At 72.4% G+C, this 20,731-nt stretch carries 21 protein-coding genes; 7 read left to right on the top strand and 14 right to left on the bottom strand.

All coding sequences use genetic code 11. The annotated features are described in order from the left end of the window. Positions 1–41 precede the first annotated feature (41 nt). Positions 42–995 (bottom strand): ribose-phosphate diphosphokinase, encoded by a 954-nt coding sequence (locus MQP27_RS24120; protein ID WP_242767454.1) that lies wholly within the window; start codon positions 993–995, stop codon positions 42–44. A 195-nt stretch (positions 996–1,190) separates the two neighbouring features. On the opposite strand from MQP27_RS24120, the gene otr(A) reads away from it, so the two are divergent. Next, on the top strand, positions 1,191–3,059 hold the full coding sequence (gene otr(A) / locus MQP27_RS24125; protein WP_242767455.1) for a tetracycline resistance ribosomal protection protein Otr(A): 1,869 nt from the start codon (positions 1,191–1,193) through the stop codon (positions 3,057–3,059). Between the two features lies 1 nt (position 3,060). Here otr(A) and MQP27_RS24130 read toward each other — a convergent pair whose 3' ends face one another. Beyond that, positions 3,061–4,251 (bottom strand): cytochrome P450, encoded by a 1,191-nt coding sequence (locus MQP27_RS24130; protein ID WP_242767456.1) that lies wholly within the window; start codon positions 4,249–4,251, stop codon positions 3,061–3,063. Between the two features lie 149 nt (positions 4,252–4,400). On the opposite strand from MQP27_RS24130, the gene MQP27_RS24135 reads away from it, so the two are divergent. Continuing rightward, a complete protein-coding gene (locus tag MQP27_RS24135; protein ID WP_242767457.1) occupies positions 4,401–5,063 on the top strand; it encodes a DUF4230 domain-containing protein in 663 nt (220 codons plus the stop codon). On the opposite strand, the gene MQP27_RS24140 is transcribed toward MQP27_RS24135, so the two are convergent. From MQP27_RS24140 to MQP27_RS24165, 6 genes are read right to left on the bottom strand one after another with little or no spacing between them, the layout of a single operon-like run. Next, the gene (locus tag MQP27_RS24140; protein ID WP_242767458.1) at positions 5,064–6,827 is read right to left on the bottom strand and encodes a complex I subunit 5 family protein; all 1,764 of its coding nucleotides are present in this window, start codon (positions 6,825–6,827) and stop codon (positions 5,064–5,066) included. Then, positions 6,827–7,177, bottom strand: a complete 351-nt coding sequence (locus tag MQP27_RS24145) for a sodium:proton antiporter (RefSeq protein ID WP_242767813.1) — start codon at positions 7,175–7,177, stop codon at positions 6,827–6,829. Before MQP27_RS24145 ends, MQP27_RS24140 begins: the two co-directional genes overlap by 1 nt. A gap of 5 nt (positions 7,178–7,182) precedes the next feature. Then, entirely contained in the window at positions 7,183–7,923 is a 741-nt protein-coding gene (gene mbhE, locus MQP27_RS24150) for a hydrogen gas-evolving membrane-bound hydrogenase subunit E (protein WP_242767459.1), read from the bottom strand. Next, the gene (locus MQP27_RS24155; RefSeq protein WP_242767460.1) at positions 7,920–8,180 is read right to left on the bottom strand and encodes a Na(+)/H(+) antiporter subunit B; all 261 of its coding nucleotides are present in this window, start codon (positions 8,178–8,180) and stop codon (positions 7,920–7,922) included. Before MQP27_RS24155 ends, mbhE begins: the two co-directional genes overlap by 4 nt. Further along, entirely contained in the window at positions 8,173–8,625 is a 453-nt protein-coding gene (locus tag MQP27_RS24160) for an MrpF/PhaF family protein (protein ID WP_242767461.1), read from the bottom strand. Before MQP27_RS24160 ends, MQP27_RS24155 begins: the two co-directional genes overlap by 8 nt. Next, entirely contained in the window at positions 8,622–8,804 is a 183-nt protein-coding gene (locus MQP27_RS24165; protein ID WP_242767462.1) for a hypothetical protein, read from the bottom strand. The genes MQP27_RS24160 and MQP27_RS24165 overlap by 4 nt, the downstream gene beginning before the upstream one ends. Positions 8,805–8,938: 134 nt before the next feature. Between MQP27_RS24165 and MQP27_RS24170 the strand changes: the two genes are divergently transcribed. Further along, complete coding sequence (locus MQP27_RS24170) at positions 8,939–9,619, top strand: VanZ family protein (RefSeq protein WP_372511293.1); 681 nt, start codon at positions 8,939–8,941, stop codon at positions 9,617–9,619. Positions 9,620–9,758: 139 nt separating this feature from the next. Continuing rightward, positions 9,759–10,991: a ricin-type beta-trefoil lectin domain protein gene (locus MQP27_RS24175; RefSeq protein ID WP_242767463.1), complete on the top strand. Its 1,233-nt coding sequence runs from the start codon at positions 9,759–9,761 to the stop codon at positions 10,989–10,991. 9 nt (positions 10,992–11,000) lie between these two features. Here the strand turns inward: MQP27_RS24175 and MQP27_RS24180 are convergent, their stop codons facing one another. Beyond that, positions 11,001–11,237, bottom strand: a complete 237-nt coding sequence (locus MQP27_RS24180) for a hypothetical protein (protein WP_242767464.1) — start codon at positions 11,235–11,237, stop codon at positions 11,001–11,003. Between the two features lie 101 nt (positions 11,238–11,338). Here MQP27_RS24180 and MQP27_RS24185 point away from each other — a divergent pair, with 101 nt between their 5' ends. Together MQP27_RS24185 and MQP27_RS24190 are read left to right on the top strand one after the other, a co-directional pair. Then, complete coding sequence (locus MQP27_RS24185; RefSeq protein ID WP_242767466.1) at positions 11,339–12,349, top strand: PHP domain-containing protein; 1,011 nt, start codon at positions 11,339–11,341, stop codon at positions 12,347–12,349. Between the two features lie 327 nt (positions 12,350–12,676). Next, on the top strand, positions 12,677–13,639 hold the full coding sequence (locus MQP27_RS24190) for an SDR family NAD(P)-dependent oxidoreductase (protein WP_242767468.1): 963 nt from the start codon (positions 12,677–12,679) through the stop codon (positions 13,637–13,639). Here the strand turns inward: MQP27_RS24190 and MQP27_RS24195 are convergent. Further along, the gene (locus tag MQP27_RS24195; RefSeq protein ID WP_242767822.1) at positions 13,636–14,292 is read right to left on the bottom strand and encodes a M15 family metallopeptidase; all 657 of its coding nucleotides are present in this window, start codon (positions 14,290–14,292) and stop codon (positions 13,636–13,638) included. The two genes, MQP27_RS24190 and MQP27_RS24195, sit on opposite strands and share 4 nt — an antisense overlap. Before the next feature lie 82 nt (positions 14,293–14,374). Here MQP27_RS24195 and MQP27_RS24200 point away from each other — a divergent pair, with 82 nt between their 5' ends. After that, complete coding sequence (locus MQP27_RS24200; RefSeq protein WP_242767469.1) at positions 14,375–15,403, top strand: SDR family oxidoreductase; 1,029 nt, start codon at positions 14,375–14,377, stop codon at positions 15,401–15,403. A gap of 15 nt (positions 15,404–15,418) precedes the next feature. Here MQP27_RS24200 and nrfD read toward each other — a convergent pair whose 3' ends face one another. Genes nrfD through MQP27_RS24220 form a run of 4 tightly spaced genes read right to left on the bottom strand, consistent with a single transcriptional unit; the run spans position 15,419 to position 20,703 of the window. Continuing rightward, positions 15,419–16,390, bottom strand: a complete 972-nt coding sequence (gene nrfD, locus MQP27_RS24205) for an NrfD/PsrC family molybdoenzyme membrane anchor subunit (RefSeq protein WP_242767470.1) — start codon at positions 16,388–16,390, stop codon at positions 15,419–15,421. Continuing rightward, the gene (locus tag MQP27_RS24210; RefSeq protein WP_242767472.1) at positions 16,387–17,220 is read right to left on the bottom strand and encodes a 4Fe-4S dicluster domain-containing protein; all 834 of its coding nucleotides are present in this window, start codon (positions 17,218–17,220) and stop codon (positions 16,387–16,389) included. Before MQP27_RS24210 ends, nrfD begins: the two co-directional genes overlap by 4 nt. Beyond that, positions 17,217–20,462: a formate dehydrogenase gene (gene fdh, locus MQP27_RS24215; protein WP_242767474.1), complete on the bottom strand. Its 3,246-nt coding sequence runs from the start codon at positions 20,460–20,462 to the stop codon at positions 17,217–17,219. Before fdh ends, MQP27_RS24210 begins: the two co-directional genes overlap by 4 nt. A gap of 19 nt (positions 20,463–20,481) precedes the next feature. Next, entirely contained in the window at positions 20,482–20,703 is a 222-nt protein-coding gene (locus tag MQP27_RS24220) for a hypothetical protein (protein WP_242767476.1), read from the bottom strand. Positions 20,704–20,731 lie beyond the last annotated feature (28 nt).

The raw sequence follows: 20,731 nt of genomic DNA on the forward strand, positions 1-20,731 counted from the left end.
AGCATCCGGTTGATGCCAAGCGTTGCTCCGCTACCTCATGTCTATTCGCTTCGCGGCGCGTCGAACAGGGCGCTGACCGACTCACCGTTGTGAATGCGGCGCACGGCCTCCGCGAGGGCCGGGGCGACGGTCAGGATCCGCAGCTTCTCGGTCCGCTCCTCCTCCGGGACCGGCACGGTGTTGGTGCACACGATCTCCAGTACGTCGGGCTGCTCCCCGATCCGCTTCAGCGCCCCGTCCGCGAACAGGCCGTGCGTGCAGGCCACCCGGATCGAGCGCGGGCCCAACTCGCGCAGCCGGTCGAGGAGTTCGAGGACCGTGCTGCCCTTGGCGATCTCGTCGTCCAGCACGATGACGTCCCGGTCGGTCACCTCGCCGATCACCGAGCTGATGGAGACCCGGTCGTCCGCGTACCGCTGCTTGGCGCCGGCGGCCACCTGGGCGCCGATCATCCGCGCGAACGCGGCCGCCTCCTTGGCGTTGCCCAGGTCCGGCGAGACCACGGTCGTACGGGAGAGGTCGTACCTGCGGAAGTGCGCGGCGAGTTCGCGCCGGGCGTGCAGATGGTCGACCGGTACCGAGAAGAAGCCGTGCACCTGGGGCGAGTGCAGGGTCATGGTGAGGACGCGGCTCGCGCCGGCCGCCACCATCAGGTCGGCGACGAGCCGGCCGCCCAGCGAGATGCGGGGCGCGTCCTTCTTGTCGGAGCGGGCGTAGGAGTAGTGCGGCATGACGACGCTGATCCGTGCCGCGGACGCCCCGCGGGCCGCGTCGCACATCAGCAGCAGCTCGACCAGGTGCTCCTGGACCGGCTTGACCAGCGGCTGGATCAGGAAGACGTCCCGCTCCCGGCAGTTGGCCTGAAGCTGCACCTCCAGACAATCGTTGGCGAAGCGGCTGACCCGGGTGGGGCTGAGGGGCACGCCGAGGTGCGCGCAGACCTCGGCGGCCAGCTCGGGGTGGGCACTGCCGCTGAACACGGAGATGTCTCGCACGTTCCGCTCTCCTCGCCTGGTCATGACCGGGAGCCTCCCGCCACGGCCGCCGTAATTCGCTTGCGCCGGGCCACCGCCGGCACGCCATCATGGCGCCGTCCGTGTTCCCTCACGTCAGGATCCCTCGCATGCGCCGACTCCTCGGAATCCCCCAGCCCTTCCACAGGCCCACGGTTCTCGAGGACGCGACCCCGTATGCACACCCTGAACATCGGAATTCTGGCCCACGTCGACGCCGGTAAGACCAGCCTCACCGAGCGGCTGCTGTTCGACCACGGCGCGATCGACCGGCTCGGCAGCGTCGACGCCGGTGACACCCGGACGGACGACGGCGAGATCGAGCGCCGGCGCGGCATCACCATCCGCTCCGCGGTGGCCGCCTTCACCGTCGGCGACACCCAGGTCAACCTCATCGACACCCCCGGGCACTCCGACTTCATCGCCGAGGTCGAGCGCGCCCTGGAGGTCCTGGACGGCGCGGTGCTGCTGCTCTCCGCCGTGGAGGGCGTCCAGGCCCAGACCCGCGTGCTGATGAGGACACTGCGCAGGCTGCGACTGCCCACGCTGATCTTCGTCAACAAAATCGACCGCACAGGCGCCCGATCGGGTGAACTGCTCGCCGACATCCGCCGCAGACTGACTCCGTACGTCGCCCCGCTCGTGGACGTGACGGGCATCGGGACCGCCGACGCTCGTGTGACGCCCTGCCGGCCGGGGGATCCCCGCCTGGCCGAGGCGCTCGCCGAGGTCGACCCGGACGTCCTCGCGGCGGTCGTGGACGGCCCCGCACCCACCCCGGACGACCTGCGCAAGGCCCTCGCCGCACGCACCGCGGACGGCAGCTTCCACCCGCTCTGCTTCGGCTCGGCGCTCGGCGGCCAGGGCGTCGCCGAACTCGTCGAGGCTGTGGTCCGGCTGATCCCGCCCGCCCCCGCGACCGCGGCCACCGAACCGCGCGGCACCGTGTTCGCCGTACGTCCGGGGCCGGGCGGCGAGCGGACGGCGTATCTGCGGTTGTACGACGGGGAGGTGACGGCGCGTCAGCGGCTGACGCTGCTGCGGCGCGAGGCCGACGGCCGGACCACCGAGGTCCTCGGGCGGGTCAACCGCCTTGAGGTGATCGGCCGTTGCGGGCCGCTCACGGCCGGGAACATCGCGGCGATCAGCGGCCTGGGCGGCGTGCGCGTGGGCGACCGGCTCGGCGAACTCGGCGACCGCGCCCCGCAGTTCGCGCCGCCGACGCTGGAGACCCTGGCACGGGCCCGCCGCCCCGAGCAGTCGGCATCCCTGCGCAAGGCCCTGCTCGCCCTCGCCGACCAGGACCCGCTGATCCACGCCCGGCCCGCGGCCGGCGGCGCCACCGCGCTGCTGCTGTACGGCGAGGTCCAGATGGAGGTGCTCGCGGCGACGCTCGTCCAGGACTTCGGGGTCGAGGCCGACTTCGAGCCGGGCCGGGTCCGCTTCCTGGAGCGGCCACGGGGCGTCGGGGAGGCCGGGGAGGAGATGCCCTGGCACCTCGGCACCCGCTACTGGGCGACGATCGGGCTGCGCGTCGAACCGGGGCCGCGCGGGTCCGGCGGGGTGTTCACGTACGAGACGGAACTGGGCGCGCTCCCCCGCGCCTTCCACCAGGCCGTCGAGGACACCGTGCATGCGGGCATGCTCAGCGGGCTCACCGGGGCGCCGGTGACGGACTACCGGGTCACCCTGATCCGGTCCGGCTTCTGCGCCCCGATCAGCACGGCCGCCGACTTCCGCGGCCTCACCCCGATCGTGCTGCGCCGCGCCCTGGAGGCGGCCGGTACCAGGCTCTACGAGCCGTACCACGCCTTCGAGACCGAGGTTCCGCTCGACGCACTGGCCTCCGTGACGGCCCAACTCGCCTCCTGCAGCGCCGAGTTCACCGGGACGACGGGTGGATCGGCCTCCTGGGTGATCACCGGCGAGCTGCCGGCCCGCCGGGTACGGGAGGTGGAGCTGCGTCTGCCGGGGCTCACGCACGGAGAGGGGGTGTGGTGGTCGCGGCCCTCCGGCGACCGGGAACTGCGGTCGCGCCGGGGGTAGTTCACCAGGACACCGGCAGCCGGCGTGGGCTGCGGGTCATCTGGCCCTCCCGCCATTCGATGGTCTCGTCGGTGAACTCGGCGCGCAGCCCCGGGAATCGGGCGGCGAGGCGGTGCAGGGCCAGGCCGAGTTCCAGCCGGGCGAGCCAGGCGCCGAGGCAGTGGTGCGGGCCGGCGCCGAAGATCACGCCGGGTGAGGTGAGGGGCGTGAAGAGGTCGGGCGGCCCCGGCGGGAACACGTCGGGGTCGCGGCTCGCGGAGACGGTCTGCACGGCGACGACATCGCCCGCCGGGATCGTCACTCCGCCCACGTCGGTGTCCTCCACGGCCCGGCGGATCAGGCCGGGCAGCACCCGCCCCTCGCTCAGCGGCACGGCCCGCAGCAGCTGTTCGGCCGCGGTGGCCGCCGCGTCCTCGTCCTCGGCGAGCCCGGCCCAGGCGTCCTGCCGGTCGGTGAGCAGGTAGACGACGATGTTGCCTAGGGCGGTCATGGTGGTCTCGTGGCCGGCCACCACCAGCCCGCACACCAGCCGCACCAGCTGCCGCTCGTCGATGCCGAGCCCGTCACCCGCCGCCACCAGGCTGCTCACCAGGTCATCGCCGGGCGACTTCCGCCGCTCGTCGATCAGCCGGGCGCCGAAGGCCCCGAACTCGGTCATCGCGGCCACGACCTCCTCGCGCGTGTGGGCACCTCCCGACAGCGCGTGGTCGGCCCAGTGGCGGATGCGCTCGCGGTCCAGGTCGTCGAGCCCCATCAGCCGGCAGATCACCGAGACGGGCAGCGGGCGGGTGAACCCCTCGATGATGTCGGCGGGTTGTTCCCGTACCGCGAAGTCGTCGAGCAGCGCGTCGACGACCGAGGTCACCCAGGGCCGCCAGCGCGAGATCGCCCGGGGCGTGAACGCCCGCTGCACGGTCCCGCGCAGCCGCTGGTGCGGCTCGCCGTCCAGGTTGACCATCCCGTTCGGATCGTCCAGCAGATTCGGTACGACGAGCAGCGGCGGGGCGTCCGGGGCGTGCAGCGAACTGCGGTCGAAGCGCGGGTCCATGAGCACCTGGCGTACGTCCGCGTACCGGGTCACCAGCCACACCGGGGTGCCGGTGGCGAGGGTGGCGGGCCGGGGCGGTGCCGCCTCGGGGAGGTCGACGCGGTGCATGGGACACAGGGGGCGGGACGTGCTGTCTGTACTCATCCGGGACTCCAGACGTGCCGGTACGGACAGGTCCTCCACGCTAGTGCGCCCCGCATGCCTCCACCAAGGGCGCCGTTCGGCCAACGCGCCGGTCTGCCAAGGGCTTTGGCGGGCATTCGTTGAAGGAGTCAGGAAGGAGGGCCGTCGCCATGACGACTCCCATCAGGCGCGTGTCCAGGCGCATGCCCGGCTGGGCGAAGGCGCTCACCGCCGTCGTGCTGGTGATCGCGGTGTTCTTCGCCGGGATCCGGCTGGCCGTGCTGCCCGGTCTCAAGGACCTGTTCGGCACGGAGACACACGACCGCTCGGGCCCCGCACTGCTCCAGTCCATCCAGGACATGAGCCGTTACGACGCCGCCTCCGGCAATTTCCAGGTCGTCGTGGACCTGGAGAAGGACACCAAGTACCTGCCCGACGCGATCCGCGGCTCCCGCGTGCTGTACGTCGGGGCGGGCACCGTGGACGCGTACGTCGACCTCGGCAAGGTCGCCAAGGACGACGTGACGGTCAACGGCGACCGCACGTCCGCGACGCTCCGGCTGCCCCACGCGGCCCTCGGCAAGCCCGCCCTCGACCCCGACCGCTCCTACGCGGTCTCCAAGCAGCGCGGTCTCCTCGACCGCCTCGGCGACTTCTTCTCGGACAACCCCAACAGCGAGCAGGCCGTGCAGAAGCTGGCGGTGAAGCACATCGGCGAGGCGGCCAAGGACAGCGGCCTGACCAAGCGGGCCGAGACCAACACCACGGACATGCTGGAGGGGCTGCTGCACTCCCTCGGCTTCAAGGAGGTGCACGTCACCTACCACAGCTGATCAGGCGCCCATGATCCCCGGCAGCGTCAGCGCGCCGAGCAGCACGGCACCGACCAGCAGCCAGGCCACGTAGTCCCCCACGTGCCCGGACTGCAGGCGCCGCAGCCGCGAGGCCCGGTACGCGCCGGCGAGCAGCTTCGGCCGGACCACGGCGAGGGCCGCGAGGCCCACGGCGAGCACGGTCGAGGCGAGTCCCAGCAGGACGCCGGCCGGTGTCCAGTGCGGGTCGGAGACCACGACCCCGCCGGACCCGGCCGCGCTCATGCCGTGCCCGACCACGGCGGCGAAGCCGGGGACGACACCGACGGCGAGGGCCGCGGCGAGCAGCAGCGCGGGCACCGTCGTCATGGTGTCGGGGACCTTGCCGATCCGGTGCCCGGTCTCGGGCTGCTCGCCGGAGCCGGTCGTCTCGTACTCCGAGTCCCCCGCGGGCCTCGGGCCGAGACCGAGGAACACCCGCGCGGTGACGCGCAGCACCGCGGCGCCGGTCAGCGCGCTCGCGGCGACGTACAGCACGGTGAGCGGGGCGCCCACGGCCTCCTCGGTGACGGCCTTGCCGAGCCCGGTGCCGAAGGGCGGCAGCCCGGCCAGGCCCAGCCCGCCGAGCCCGTACAGCACGGCGACCCCGCGCAGCCGCCGGGCGCGCCCGTGCAGGGTGTACTCGTCGACGCTGCCGAAGCGGTCGAGCAGGATGCCGGTGCAGGCGAACAGGGCGGCCTTCACGCCGGCGTGCCCGATGACGTACAGCGCGACCCCGTCGTCGCCCTCCGGCGTCAGCACCCCGATGCCGATCAGGAACAGGCCCGTGTGGGCGATGGTGGAGAAGGCCAGCTGCCGCTTGATGTGCCGCTGGAACCAGCACATCACGGCGCCGATCACCGCCGTCAGCGCGCCGAGCACCACCAGCGCCCGCTGGAGGTCGGCGGCCGGGACCCCGCCGGGCCCGGAGAACACGGTGGCGTACACGCGCCAGACGCCGTAGACGCCGAGTTCGACCATGACGCCCGACAGCAGCATGCACACCGGGGTGGGGGCCACCGCATGGGCGTCCGGCAGCCAGAAGTGGAAGGGCACGGCGGCGGCCTTGACCAGCAGTCCGGTCACGACCAGCACGAAGGCCGCGAGGGTCAGCGCGTCGGGCCCGCCGTGCCCGTCCAGTCCCCGCCCGATCTGCGTCATGGACAGCTCGCCGGTCCGGGCGTACAGCAGGCCGATGCCCATGAGCATGGCGTACGCGCCCAGCGAGTTGACGACGCCGAAGGTCAGCGCGCCCTGCACGGCCCTGGCCTCCTCGACCCGGGTGCCGGTCAGCGCGTAGGCGACCACGCTCATCAGCTCGAACCACACGAACGCGTTGAACAGGTCCCCGGCCAGCGCGAAGCCGCACATGGCGCCCTGGAAGAGCAGCATCAGCGCGGGGAAGGAGCCCGCGTGCCGGCGGGGCGGCTCGTCGAAGTAGTGCCAGGAGTACGCCAGTGCCGCGAGCGTGAGCAGTGAGGCGAGCGCGGCCATGCCGAGGCCGGGCCCGTCCCCGGTCAGGACGATGCCGACGCTCTCGCCGTTCACGGGCGTCCAGCCGCCGACCCACTCGGTCATCGGCGGCGAGGAGTCGAGGAGCAGGACGATCGCCAGCCCGGCCGCGCCCGCGGACACGGCGCAGGCCACGGACTCGGCGGCGACCCTGGGCATGCGGCGGCCGGCGGCGACCAGGAGGGCGGCGCCGAGCAGGGGCACGGCGACCAGGAGGGGCAGCAGGTCGTTCATCAGCCGCGCAGCTCGGAGAGCTCGTCGGGGTCGACGGTGTCGTGGCGTTTGGAGATCTGTACGACGAGGGCGAGCAGCAGGGCGGTGACGGTGGCGCCGACGACGACGTCGGTGAGGGTCAGCGCCTGGACGACCGGGTCGACGACCGGCCGGGAGCCGGGCTTGATGTCGGAGTACACGGGCGCGGTGGCCTTGTCCCGGTAGCCGACGGCCAGCAGCAGCACATAGGTGCCGGCCTGGCAGACGGACAGACAGCCGACGGCGTGGATGAGGTTGCGGCTGGTGGCGAGGCCGTAGCAGCCGACCAGGAAGACCCACCCGGCGACCAGGTACGGCAGTACGTCCAGCACGGCGCTCACGACCCGCCCTCCCCCTCGATCTCGACGGCCTGGTCCAGGAACCGGGCGAGCAGCACGACGACCGCGCAGGCGACCTCCATGCCGATGGCCGCGTTCAGCAGCGGGACGGTGCCGCCGGAGGACAGCGTGTTGAAGGTGCCGTACGGCAGGATCGTGTTGGCCAGGAAGGCGGCGGAACCGATGAGGCCCGCGAGCCCTGTGACGAGGTAGGCGGAGGCGGCGAGCGCGTCGCCGACCTCGTAGCGGCCGACCGGGCGGACGCGTTCCAGGGCGCGGTAGTCGGCGCCCAGGTAGAGCAGGTGGAGGGCGGTCGCGGCGACGACGCCGCCCTGGAAGCCGCCGCCGGGGCTGAGCTGGCCGTGCGCGACGACGTACAGCCCGCTGACCAGGGCGACGGGCAGGACGATCAGGGCGTAGCGGCGCACCGGCAGGGCCACCTCGGCGGGCTCGGGAGCGGCGCGGTGTTCGTCGCGGGTCTGGCGCAGCAGCACCACGCAGCCGAGCACGGCGGCGAACAGGATCGTCATCTCGCCGAGGGTGTCGAAGGCGCGCTGGTCGAAGTTGACGGAGGAGACGGTGTTGGCGGTGTGCCGGGCGAGGGAGGCGCGCACCGCCCGGTCGCCGTACGGGTGCCGGTCGCCGCCGAAGGCCGGCAGCTTCAGGCAGGCGGCGGCGAACAGGACGGCGAGGCCGGCGCCGCCCGCCAGCAGGAGCCACAGCCGGGCGCGCCGGGTCACCGTCCGCGTCCCTTCTCCTGGCCTCGCCGTCTGACCTTGCGGACGGTCAGCATCAGCAGCAGCGGGGTCAGCGCGGAGCCCACGGCCAGCTGGGACAGGCCCACGTCGGGTGCCTGGAGCACGGTGAACAGGACGGCGAGGACGACGCCGAGCACGGCGAGGACGAGGGCCTGGCGGACCGGGTCGCGGGTCACCACGGCCACGGTCGCGGACGCCGCGACGAGCAGCAGCGCGACGACGATCACCGCGTCAGCCACGGCGGACCCCCCGGAAACCGCCGGACAGCGCGCGGGAGGCGATCACGTTCCCGCCGATCAGCAGCGCCCCGATCACCAGCAGCTTGACCATCGCCCGGCTCGGTCCGGTGGCCACGCACAGCGCGATCACCGTCGCCGCGCCGAGCCCGGCGACCGCCCAGGTCGGGCCCCAGGCACGCGGCGGGTCCTCGGCCAGCTCGTCGGCGAGCAGCCGGGCGAAGACCAGCGTGCCGACGGGGCCGAGCAGGGCGAGGACGAGGCCGAGGTCGACGTAGGAGGGGCGGCCGTAGGCCTGGGAGAGCAGGAGCAGGCCGGGGCAGGCGAGGGCGGTGGAGAGGTTCTGGGCGACGACCCGGCGGCGCAGCGGCCCGGTGGCCACGCCCCACAGGGCGGTTCCCAGGCCGCCGGCGAGGCCGACGGTCGCGGCGAGCGTCCAGCCGTTCACGGTCCGCTCACCGCCCGGCGCGCGGACCGTGCCGCGAGGGCGCCGAGGGCCGCGGCGGCCGCGCCGATCACCCGCTCCAGCGTGTCCACGGTGCTGATGAGCACCAGCCACAGCAGGGCGAACCCCGCCCACCAGGCCGCCAGCTCGCCGGCGGCGAGGAGCGTCGTACGCGGACTCATGCGCCCGGAGTGCCCCTGTGGCGGGAAGGGAAACGCGCGCCGGGGGCGACCGGATCCGGTGGTACGGCTGCATCGTCGGCGGTACAGCGGGTAACCGCCTTACAACGCAGGTAAGTTGAAGACTGGAGGACCTGATGGCCCGGGCAGCCTTGAACCCACGTTCGGCGTTACGCCTGCGTACGACCAAGTCGGGGAAGGACGACACGAAGAACGCCAAGACCCCGAAGAACGCCAAGGCCTCGAAGAACGCCAAGGCCCCGAAGAGCGCCAAGGCCGCGCGGGGGTCGCGGCCGGCCCCCGCCGGGCGTTCCGTCATGGCCTGGCCGCTGCGGGTGCTGGCGATGCTGTGCGCCTTCGGCTTCATGGTGGCGTTCGCCGTGGTGCTGGCCAAGCTGACCCTGGAGCCCTCCCCCGCCTCGGTGTCCATGGCGCACACGAACCTGCATCCGGGGAGCACGCTGCACACCTACCTGGACCAGCCGGCGCTGCGGGACGCGGTGAAGCAGATCGGCGGCAACGTGCTGCTGGGCGTCCCGTTCGGGATCCTCGTCCCGGTCGTCGCGCCGCGGGCCCGCGGACTGCTGCGGGTGCTGCTGCTGACGGCCGTGGTCATGCTGCTGGTCGAATTCGCGCAGGGGGCCCTGGTGGAGGGGCGCGCGTTCGACATCGACGACGTCATCCTCAACACCACCGGCGCGCTGATCGGCTACGTCCTGCTGGGGCGGCGGCTGGGCCGGGCGGTGCACGCGCGCGAGCGGCTCCCGCGCCGGACGGCCAAGCAGACCAAACAGACCAAGCAGGCCAAGGGCGCATAGCCGGACCGCTTCAACTCCTGGTCCGTACCTAGGTATTGACGCTCCCCTTATCTCACTTCTTAAATCAAGAGGCGACGCCTTCACCCCCCACCCCGGCCGACGCACGCGTGCGCCCGGCCGCCGCATGGAAGGAAGTGCCGTGGCCTCCCCACGCCTGCTGCGCAACTGTCTGTTCGCCGCCCTGTCCGCCGTACTGGTCGCGTCCGCCGCGACCGGTGCGGCGCAGGCGGATCCGCCGAGCACGAAGGCCGCCGCCGCGGTGGCGTTCTCGGACAACTTCGACGGGCCCGCCGGGTCCGCCGTGGACTCCTCGAAGTGGCAGATCGAGACCGGCGACAACGTCAACAACCACGAGCGGCAGTACTACACCTCCGGCAACAGGAACGCGGCCCTGGACGGCCAGGGCCACCTGGTGATCACCGCCCGGAAGGAGAACCCGGCCAACTACCAGTGCTGGTACGGCACTTGCCAGTACACCTCGGCCCGGCTGAACACCTCCGGGAAGTTCAACGCCCAGTACGGGCATGTCGAGGCGCGGATGAAGATCCCGCGGGGGCAGGGCATGTGGCCGGCGTTCTGGATGCTGGGGACGCCGGTCAACTGGCCGGACTCGGGCGAGATCGACGTCATGGAGAACGTCGGCTTCGAGCCCTCGACGGTGCACGGCACCATCCACGGCCCCGGCTACTCGGGCTCGGGCGGCATAGGCGCCGCCTACTCCCTGCCGGGCGGCCAGGCTTTCGCCGACGCCTTCCACACCTTCGCGGTGGACTGGGCGCCGGACTCGATCACCTGGTCGGTGGACGGGAACGTCTACCAGCGGCGCACACCGGCCGACCTGGGCGGGAAGACCTGGGTGTTCAACAAGCCGTTCTTCCTGATCCTGAACCTGGCGGTGGGCGGCTACTGGCCCGGCGACCCGGACAGCTCCACGTCCTTCCCGCAGCAGCTGGTGGTGGACTCGGTGTCGGTCACGACGGGTGACACGGCGACCGGGGTGGCGATCAGGGGCCTGGGCGGCAAGTGCGTGGACGTGGCCGGCGCGAACCCCGCCAACGGGACCCCCGTCCAGCTCTACGACTGCAACGGCACCGCCGCCCAGCAGTGGACGACCGGCTCGGACGGCACCCTGCGCGCGCTCGGCAAGTGCCTCGACGCCACCGGCAACGGGACCGCGGACGGCACCCCCGCCCAGCTGTGGGACTGCACCGGCGGCCCGAACCAGAAGTGGACGGTCACCGCGGCGAACGACATCGTCAACCCGCAGGCCGACAAGTGCCTGGACGCGACCGGGAACAGCTCGGCCAACGGCACCCGGCTCCAGCTGTGGACCTGCTCGGGCGGCGCCAACCAGAAGTGGACGGTCGGCTGACCGGACCGGTCAGTGCAGCTTCCAGGTGTACTTGTCCCCGCCGACCCAGCGCACCACGTCCGGGTCGTCCATGTCGTGGATGGGTACTCCGAAGGCGGCCGCCGCCGCCAGGACGTCGGTGACGGTCTTGGCCTCACCGACCACGACACCGTCGATCTCGACGATCCGGAAGGGCGGTGTGCCGGGCTGGACCCCCAGCACCATGATCCGCGGATGGGAGATGTGCGGGCTGGCGATTTCGGTCATGCAATAGAGCGTAGAACGCATTCCGCGTTCGCGAATCTCCCGATTCGTCCCCCGATACGTCTCCCGACACGAATCCCGATTCGTCCAGAAAGGAGGTCTCGATGGATCCCGTCGAGGCTCTGGACCGGATCGCCTTCCTGCTGGAGCGGACGCTGGCGCCCACGTACCGCGTCCGCGCCTTTCGCACGGCCTCCCGTGTGCTCGCCTCCCTGCCCGAGTCGGAGGTGCGCGAGCGGGCCGCCGACGGGTCGCTGGAGTCGCTCAAGGGCATCGGCCCGAAGACGGCACAGGTGGTCCGGGAGGCGCTGGACGGTCGGGTGCCGGGCTACCTGGAGAAGCTGGAGGCCGAGCCCGCGGCCGCGCTGCCCAAGGGCGGTGCGCGGCTGCGGGCGCTGCTGCGCGGGGACTGCCATCTGCACTCGGACTGGTCGGACGGCGGCAGCCCGATCGAGGAGATGGGCCGGGCCGCGGCGGCGATCGGACACGAGTGGGCGGTGCTGACCGACCACTCGCCGCGGCTGACCGTGGCCCGCGGCCTGTCCCCCGAACGGCTGCGCGAGCAGTTGGCGGTCGTGGCGCGGCTCAACGAGACCTGGGCGCCCTTCCGGCTGCTGACCGGCATCGAGTGCGACATCCTCGACGACGGCTCCCTCGACCAGGAGCCGGAGCTGCTGGAACAGCTCGACGTGGTCGTGGTGTCGGTCCACTCCAAGCTGCGGATGGACGCCCGATCGATGACCCGGCGGATGGTGGCCGCCGTACGCGATCCGCATGCGGACGTGCTCGGCCACTGCACCGGGCGGCTGGTGACCGGGCGGGGGCGGCCGGAGTCGGAGTTCGACGCGGACGAGGTGTTCGCCGCGTGTGCCGAGACGGGCACGGCACTGGAGATCAACAGCCGGCCCGAGCGGCTCGATCCTCCCCGGCGGCTGCTGCGGCGGGCGGTCGAGGCAGGTGTGCTGTTCTCCATCGACACGGACGCGCACGCGCCGGGCCAGCTGGACTGGCAGGTGTACGGCTGTGCCCGTGCGGAGGAGTGCGGGGTGCCCGCCGAGCGCGTGGTGACCACCTGGCCGCTGGAGCGGCTGCTCACCTGGACGCACAGGGAGTGAGGCGCAGGGAGTGACGCACAGGTAGTGACACACATCACCACGCTCCGTGGGCGGGAGCTGGAACACCCGTGGGTGGTTCACCGTTGAACCAGCCGTGGGTGCGGATGGGACAGTGTCCCCGGGCCTCACCTTTTGCCCACAGGGACGATCGTTCGGCTGAAGCCCTGTGGAGCCTTTCGCCGAGAGGCGACCGCCATCCGCGCCCACCGCTTGGCCGCCCCGACCGTGAATCCCCCGTCCGGTCGGGGCTTTCCTCTGTCCGGACCCTCCGCACGGCCGCGCCTCGCGCTTGACTTCGAGAGCACTCCAATTCGTAGCGTTCCCGGTATGACCACTGCACAGCACAAGATCGGATCCGGTTTCGGCGCCACCAGCACCGCGGACGACGTCCTGGAAGGCATCGACCTCACCGGGAAGCTCGCGATCGTCACCGGCGGCTACTCGGGCCTCGGCCTGGAGACCACCCGCTCGCTCGTCAAGGCGGGCGCCCACGTGGTCGTCCCGGCCCGGCGCCGGGCCACCGCCGAGGAGGCGCTGGCCGGCATCGACGGCGTCGAGATCGACGAGCTGGACCTCGGCGACCTGGAGAGCGTGCGCGGCTTCGCCGAGCGGTTCCTCGCCTCCGGGCGGACCGTCGACATCCTCATCAACAGCGCCGGGATCATGGCGTGCCCGGAGACGCGGGTCGGGCCCGGCTGGGAGGCGCAGTTCGCCACGAACCACCTCGGCCACTTCGCGCTCGTCAACCGGTTGTGGCCGGCGATCGAGCCGGGCGGCGCGCGGATCGTCTCCGTCTCCTCCCGCGGCCACCACTTCTCCGGCATCCGCTGGGACGACGTCGAATGGCGGCGGGGTTACGACAAGTGGGAGGCGTACGGCCAGGCCAAGACCGCCAACGTGCTGTTCGCCGTCCACCTCGACAGGCTCGGCCGTGACGCCGGCGTGCGTGCCTTCTCCCTGCACCCCGGCGGCATCATCACTCCGCTCCAACGGCACATCCCCAAGGAGGAGATGATCGAGCGCGGCTGGATCGACGAGGACGGCAACGTCCTCAACCCCGAGGGCTTCAAGACCCCGCCGCAGGGCGCGGCCACGCAGGTGTGGGCGGCGACCTCCCCGCAGCTGGACGGTCTCGGCGGCGTCTACCTGGAGGACTGCGACATCGCCGAGCCCGCGGTGGACGGCGACCAGCGCAGCGGCGTCAAGTCCTGGGCAACCGACCCGGAGCAGGCGGCACGCCTGTGGGAGCTGTCGGCGCGGCTGACGGGCGTGAACGCCTTCGCCGCCTAGGAGCCGACGAGTTCCCCGGGCCCGTACACAGCGGCGGGCGCCCCCGTCATCAGGGCCCAGTAGCGGTCGCCGTACGACCAATGCCACCACTCGGTCGGGTAGTTGACCAGCCCGGCCGAGCCCAGCGCCTGCCCGAGCAGCGCCCGGTTGGCCCGCGCCGCACCGGAGACGTTGCCGGCCCCGGTGTAACAGGCGCCGTCGCTCTGCTCGGGACTGGCGTTCATCGCGGTGCCCAGGTCGAGTTCACGGCCGTCGGCGTCGGCGAGGGTCAGATCGACGGCGGCGCCCGCGCTGTGCGGGGCGATCTCGGGCGGTGAGACATAGCGGCTGGCGGCGGTACGGATGCGGTCGGCCGGCCAGTCGGGGTGTGCGGAGCGCAGTTCGTCGGCGTACCGCTCGAAGTAGTGCCGCTGCAGAGCCGGCGGCCGGTAGCCCTCGACGAAGAGCAGCCGCAGGCCGTCGGGCAGCAGGGACTGCGCGGCCAGCAGTCGTTCCAGGACGCCGCGGCGCAGGTGGACCTCGGCGCCGTGGGAGTCCTCGTGCTTGCGGTCGTCGGTCAGCAGGGCGTCGCGTACGTCCACGAGGGATTCGCCCGACTCCTGCACGGGTATGGCGGCCACCCGCGCGTCGGACATCAGGATGATCTCGCTGATCTCGCTCATCTCACTGGTCTCGCTCATGTGCTGATCATCTCCGGCCGGGTACCCGGTCACTCCCCTCGGAAGGGAGTCGAAGGTGAGCGGCATGACGGGCAGCAGGATCGTGGTCACGGGTGCCACCGGCAACGTCGGTACCAGTGTGGTGCGCGCCCTCGCCGAGGACTCGGACGTCGGCTCCGTGCTGGGGCTGGCCCGCCGGATCCCGGACTGGTCGCCGCCGCGGACGGACTGGTCGCGGGTCGACCTCGCGTCCGAACGCGCGGATCTGGTCAAGGAGTTCACGGACGCCGACGCGGTGGTGCATCTGGCCTGGGCGTTCCAGCCCACGCACGACCCGGCGACGACCTGGCGCACCAACGTCCTCGGCAGCATCCGGGTGTTCGAGGCGGTGGCGGCGGCCGGGGTGCCGACGCTGGTGCACGCCTCGTCGGTCGGCGCGTACTCGCCGGGGCCGAAGGGGCGCGCCGTCGACGAGTCGTGGCCGACGCACGGCTGGCCGGACGCCGCGTACTGCCGGGAGAAGGCGTATCTGGAGCGGAGCCTGGACATCTTCGAGCGGGAGCATCCCGAGGTGCGGGTGGTGCGGATGCGGCCGGCGTTCCTGTTCAAGCGGGAGTCGGCGAGCGAGCAGCGCCGGATCTTCGGCGGGCGGTTCCTGCCGGGGCCGCTGGCCCGTCCGGAACTGCTGCCGTTCCTGCCGGACATCCCTGGTCTGCGGGTCCAGGCGCTGCACACCGACGACGCGGCAGAGGCGTACGTCCGGGCACTCGCGAGCGAGGTCCGCGGCGCGTTCAACCTCGCCGCCGAGCCCCCGGTCGACGCGGAGCTGCTCGCCGGGATGCTGGGCACCCGGCCGGTCCGTCTCCCCCGGGCCGCGGCCCGCTCCGCGATCGCCGCCGCGTGGGGACTGCACCTGCTGCCCGCCTCGCCCCACCTCTTCGACGCGGTCCTGCGCCTGCCGCTGATGGACTGCACCCGCGCCCACACCGAACTGGGCTGGCAGCCGCGGCACACGGCGACGGAGGTACTGGAGGAGTTCCTGCAGGGGCTGCAACGCGGGGAAGGCACGAGCACGGAGCCGATGCGGGGCCGCAAGGTCGGCTGAGATCACCTCGGCCTCCTACTCGACCTGGGTGTCCGCTCCCCCGCCTCCCTCGGCGTCCAGCCTCTCCCGCTGCGGCACCACCGTGTACTTCGGGTCCTCCGCCGACGCCATCCCCGCCGCGAACACGCCGAAGCGGGTGCAGGCCGAGCCCGTGAGCAGGGCCAGGCCGGAGGCCACCGCCGGGGCGCGGCGTCCACCGAACGCGGCGGCTCCCAGGGCGCCGGCGGCCGTGAGGACGCGTGCGGCCCGCAGCAGGGTGCCCGCCCTGCCCTCCCGCCAGGTCTCCGCGACCATGCCCAGCCGCCGCTCCGCCGCCTTCTCCGCCGCCGCGTCGGCCAGCGCGGCCAGCCCGGCGGCACAGCGGGCGGGGGTGTTCTCGTGCGCCGGGCCGGTGACGAGGGCCATGCCGGCCGCCGCGGCCGTCGCGGAGGCGCCGAAGAGGTAGGGCAGTTCGCGGTGGGCGCCGTGCCAGGCCGGTACCGCGGTGTCGGCGGCCAGCACACCGGTGTACGTGGCCACCGCAGGGCCCAGCACCGCCGCGGCACCGGTTGCCGCGCCCCCGAGCCGCGGCAACCGGCCCGTGACGGCGCTGGCGGCGGCCGCACCGGCCGCGGGCCCGTACACCGAGAGCAGCCAGGAACCCATGCTCATCGGTGAGGTCGGCTTGAAGACCCGCAGCATGTTGGCGAAGCGGGCGGGCCTGCCCAGGTCGTGGACGAGGGCGGCGGCCGAGAGGGAGACCGCGGTCAGCGAGGACACCTTCAGCGCGGTGGCGGTGGTGGTACGACCGGTCAGCTGGGCGCCCGCCGCGAGGACGGACCCGGCGCCCGCGAGGCCGCCGAGGAAGAAGTAGCCCGCGATGTCGGGGGCGGCCCAGGACGGCGCCTTGATGACCGGGCGGCCGTAGTACGACTGGAACTCGGCCTTCGGCACCATCGGCTGCTCGCCCCGCCGCCGCCTGCGCCCCGCACGTTCCGTGATGCTCATCGCCGTCCCCTTCCCGTTCCCGGGCGTCCCGAGACGGCGAAGCACGCCGCGAGGCCGCCCAGCACGGACAGGGCCGCCACGCCCGCGTGCTTCCACATCGTCGGCAGGTCCCGGGTGGTGACGACCGGGTCGGGCGGCAGGCCGTACACCTCTGGGCGGTCGAGGAGCAGGAAGAACGCGCCGTCGCCGCCCACACCGTTGTCGGGGTCGGCGCCGTAGAGCCGGGCCTCGGTGGTCCCCGCCTCGTGCAGCTGGTCGACGCGCAGCGCGGCCCGCTCGCGGAGCTCGTCGAGCGGGCCGAACTGGATGGACTCGGTGGGGCAGGCCTTGGCGCAGGCCGGTTCCTGACCCGCGCCGAGGCGGTCGTAGCACAGCGTGCACTTGAACGCCCGTCCGTCGTGCGGGCGTTGCTCGATGACGCCGTAGGGGCAGGCGGGCACGCAGTACCCGCAGCCGTTGCAGATGTCCTCCTGGACGACGACCGTGCCGAACTCGGTGCGGAAGAGCGAGCCGGTGGGGCAGACGTCGAGGCAGGCGGCGTGGGTGCAGTGCTTGCAGACGTCGGAGGACATCAGCCACCGCATCTCGCCGTCGCCCGACTCCTCGTCGGCGAGCGGCAGTTGCGTGCGCCCCTCGGGCTTCGGCTGCTCGATGAAGGCGACGTGCCGCCAGGTCGAGGCGCCGAGGGCCTGTGTGTTGTCGTACGACATGGCGCTGAGCGAAAGGCCGTCCTCGGGGATGGCGTTCCACTCCTTGCACGCCACCTCGCAGGCCTTGCAGCCGATGCAGACGGTGGTGTCGGTGAAGAAGCCGACGCGTTCCTCGCTCACTTGCGCACCTCCCGTCCGGTGTCCGGGGTGATGCCGGCCCGCCTGCGGTACTCGGCGACCAGCCTGGGCAGGTCCGGTCCGCGCGGCCGGCGGCCCGGGAGGATGTCGGCGGTGAGGGCCTTGTCCTCCTGGATGTGGGCGTTGGGGTCGAGGGCGATGGACGTCAGCTCGTTGGCGGCGTCGCCCGTCGCCACGCCGTTGGGCCCCCAGTGGAAGGGCAGGCCGATCTGGTGGACGGTACGGCCCTGCACCCGCAGCGGGCGGATGCGGTCGGTCACCAGCACCCGTGCCTCGACGGCGTTGCGCGCGGTGACGACGGTGGCCCAGCCGCCGTTCTCCAGCCCGCGTTCGCGGGCCAGCGCGGGCGAGACCTCGCAGAAGAACTCCGGTTGCAGCTCGGAGAGATGGTTCGACCAGCGGCTCATGCCGCCCGCGGTGAAGTGCTCGGTGAGGCGGTGCGTGGTGACGACGTACGGGAAGACGTCGGCGCCCTTCTCGTCGCCGCTGGGGTGGTAGCGGTTGCCCTCGCGGGGCAGCAACTGGCGTACCGGGCTGCGCGGGGTCGAGGGGTGGAGGGCGTTGGGGAACGGGGAGTCCTGGGGCTCGTAGTGGGTGGGCAGCGGACCGTCCTCCAGGCCGGCCGGGGTGTAGAGCCAGCCCTTGCCGTCGGCCTGCATGATGAACGGGTCGTCGCCGCGCAGCGCGGCCACGCCCTCGGCGTCCTCGTCGGGCACGTGGTCGGGTGCCAGGTCGGGCACGAAGTCGGGCACGTCACGGCCGGTCCACCTGCCGGCCTCGCCGTCCCACCAGACGTACTTCTTGCGTTCGCTCCACGGCGTGCCGTCGGGGGCGGCGGAGGCGCGGTTGTAGAGGATGCGGCGGTTGGCGGGCCAGGCCCAGGCCCATTCGGCGGCCACCCAGTCCTGCTCCCAGCCGGGCTTCTTGCGGGCGGCCTGGTTGACGCCGTCGGCGTAGACGCCGCAGTAGATCCAGCAGCCGCAGCGCGTGGAGCCGTCCTCCTTGAGTTCGGTGTACGCGCCGAGCGGGCCGCCGCCCGGGCCGTGGCCGCTGATCTCGGCGAGCACGGCGTCGGCGACCGGCTCGGCCAGTTCCCCGCTGACCGGGTAGTCCCAGGCCAGGTCCTGGACCGGGCGGTCCATGGGGTCGGTGGAGGCGGCCAGCCGCTCCTTGATCCGGCGGCCCAGGTGGTACATGAACCACAGGTCGCTGCGGGCGTCGCCCTCGGGTTCGACGGCCTGGTAGTGCCACTGCACCCAGCGGTTGGTGTTGGTGAAGGAGCCGGACTTCTCGGTGTGGGCGGCGGCCGGGAAGAAGAACACCTCGGTGCCGATGTCCTCGGTGCGCAGCTCGCCGGTCTCGATCTCGGGGCCGTCCTTCCACCAGGTCGCCGACTCGATCAGGGAGAAGTCCCGGACGACGAGCCACTCCAGGTTGGCCATCCCGAGGCGCTGCAGCCGGGTGTTGGCGGAGCCGACGGCCGGGTTCTCGCCGAGCAGGAAGTAGCCCTTGCAGTCGCCGTCGAGCTGGGCCATCACCGTGTCGTAGGTGGAGTGGGAGCCGGTCAGGCGCGGGAGGTGGTCGAAGCAGAAGTCGTTGTCGGCGGTGGCGGCGTCGCCGTAATAGGCCTTGAGCAGGCTGACGACGTATGCCCGCATCCCGGACCAGAAGCCCTTCACCGTGCGGCTCGCCTCGATGAAGTTGTCGAGGTTCATGTCGGCGTGGGCGTGCGGCATCGGGATGTAGCCGGGCAGCAGGTTGAAGAGGGTGGGGATGTCGCTGGAGCCCTGAATGGAGGCGTGGCCGCGCAGGGCCTGGATGCCGCCGCCGGTGCGGCCGATGTTGCCCAGCAGCAGTTGGAGGATGCACGCCGCGCGGATGAACTGGGCGCCGGTGGTGTGCTGGGTCCAGCCGACGGCGTAGCAGAAGGCGCTGGTGCGCTCGGGGCCGGAGTTGGCGGTCAGTTCCTCGCACACGCGCCGGAAGGTCTCGCGCGGGATGCCGCAGACGTCCTCGACCAGCTCGGGGGTGTAGCGGGCGTAGTGGCGCTTGAGGATCTGGTAGACGCAGCGCGGGTGTTGGAGCGTCTTGTCGGTGGGGGCGCGGTGGCCGGTCCGGGCGCCGCCGGAGCCGTGCGACTCGGCGCCGCCTGTCCTGCGGGTGCGCTCCTCGTACAACTCGTCGGCCTCACCGGCGGGTTGCTGGATCTCGACGCCCTCGTACTGCCAACTGTGCGGGTCGTAGTGCGCCTTCTCCTCGTCCAGCCCGGAGAACACCCCGTCGAGGTCCTCGGTGTCCCGGAAGTCCTCGCTGACCAGGGTGGCCGCGTTGGTGTAGTTGAGGACGTACTCGCGGAAGTCCTTCTCCTCGGTGAGGACGTGGTTGATGATCCCGCCGAGGAAGGCGATGTCGGTGCCCGCGCGGATCGGCACGTACAGATCGGAGAGGGCGCTGGTGCGGTTGTAGCGGGGGTCGACGTCGATGATCGTGGCCCCGCGCTTCTTGGCCTCCATGACCCACTGGAAGCCGACGGGATGGCACTCGGCGAAGTTGGACCCCTCGATGACGATGCAGTCGGCGTGCTGGAGGTCCTGCATGAAGGTGGTGGCCCCGCCGCGCCCGAACGACGTGCCGAGCCCGGCGACGGTCGAGGAGTGGCAGACCCGCGCCTGGTTCTCCACCTGGACCACGCCGAGGCCGGTCAGCAGCTTCTTGATGAGGTAGTTCTCCTCGTTGTCGAGGGTGGCGCCGCCGAGGCTGGCGATGCCCATGGTGCGGGCGGTGCGCAGTCCGTCCCGCTCCCACTCCCAGGTCTCGCGCCGGGTCCGGATCACCCGCTCGGCGACCATGTCCATGGCCGTCTCCAGGTCGAGCGGCTCCCAGTCCGTCCCGTGCGGACGCCGGTACAGCACCTGGTGCTCGCGGGCCGGCCCGGTGGTCAGCTCCAGCGTGGCCGACCCCTTGGGGCACAGCCGCCCACGGCTGACGGGAGAGGCGGGGTCCCCTTCGATCTGGACGACCTTGTCGCCCTCGACGTACACCTGCTGCCCGCACCCCACCGCGCAGTACGGGCAGACGGACTGCACGACGCGCTGCGCGCGGTCGGTGCGTGGTCGCAGATTCTCGGTGTACGAGGATTTCGCGGCGCTGCCCCGCCCCGTGCGGTCGCTGCCGGTGAGCTGACGGTAGACGGGCCAGGAACGGACCCGGTCGGCCATACCCATGGTGGGCTCCCTGTGACGGTCAGGCGGAGGACTCGTCGGGATCGGGGTGCTCGGGATGGACGTTGGCCGAGCGGGGGCCGCCCTCACGCCCGGTGCCGGCCTCGTCGGGTTCGGGCACTTCGCCGCCTTCCCCCTCCGGGACGGGAATGTCCAGCGGATCCTCGCCGTCCTGCACCTGCTGATCCGGGAGATCCCTGGGCACGGGCTCCCCGTCGGCCCCTGTGTCGCGCCGATCAGCCACGAGGAACTCCCTTCACGTCGACGAGCGA

The sequence above is a fragment of the Streptomyces cylindrosporus genome, from assembly GCF_022698165.1.
Lineage (GTDB): Bacteria > Actinomycetota > Actinomycetes > Streptomycetales > Streptomycetaceae > Streptomyces > Streptomyces cylindrosporus.

Bases quoted from the DNA above. Each gene is read 5' to 3' on its own strand.
- MQP27_RS24130 (WP_242767456.1), bottom strand. From the start codon at position 4,251: ATGAGTACAGACAGCACGTCCCGCCCCCTGTGTCCCATGCACCGCGTC.
- MQP27_RS24135 (WP_242767457.1), top strand. From the start codon at position 4,401: ATGACGACTCCCATCAGGCGCGTGTCCAGGCGCATGCCCGGCTGGGCG.
- MQP27_RS24140 (WP_242767458.1), bottom strand. From the start codon at position 6,827: ATGAACGACCTGCTGCCCCTCCTGGTCGCCGTGCCCCTGCTCGGCGCC.
- MQP27_RS24165 (WP_242767462.1), bottom strand. From the start codon at position 8,804: ATGAGTCCGCGTACGACGCTCCTCGCCGCCGGCGAGCTGGCGGCCTGG.
- MQP27_RS24170 (WP_372511293.1), top strand. From the start codon at position 8,939: ATGGCCCGGGCAGCCTTGAACCCACGTTCGGCGTTACGCCTGCGTACG.
- MQP27_RS24180 (WP_242767464.1), bottom strand. From the start codon at position 11,237: ATGACCGAAATCGCCAGCCCGCACATCTCCCATCCGCGGATCATGGTG.
- MQP27_RS24185 (WP_242767466.1), top strand. From the start codon at position 11,339: ATGGATCCCGTCGAGGCTCTGGACCGGATCGCCTTCCTGCTGGAGCGG.
- MQP27_RS24190 (WP_242767468.1), top strand. From the start codon at position 12,677: ATGACCACTGCACAGCACAAGATCGGATCCGGTTTCGGCGCCACCAGC.
- nrfD (WP_242767470.1), bottom strand. From the start codon at position 16,390: ATGAGCATCACGGAACGTGCGGGGCGCAGGCGGCGGCGGGGCGAGCAG.
- fdh (WP_242767474.1), bottom strand. From the start codon at position 20,462: ATGGGTATGGCCGACCGGGTCCGTTCCTGGCCCGTCTACCGTCAGCTC.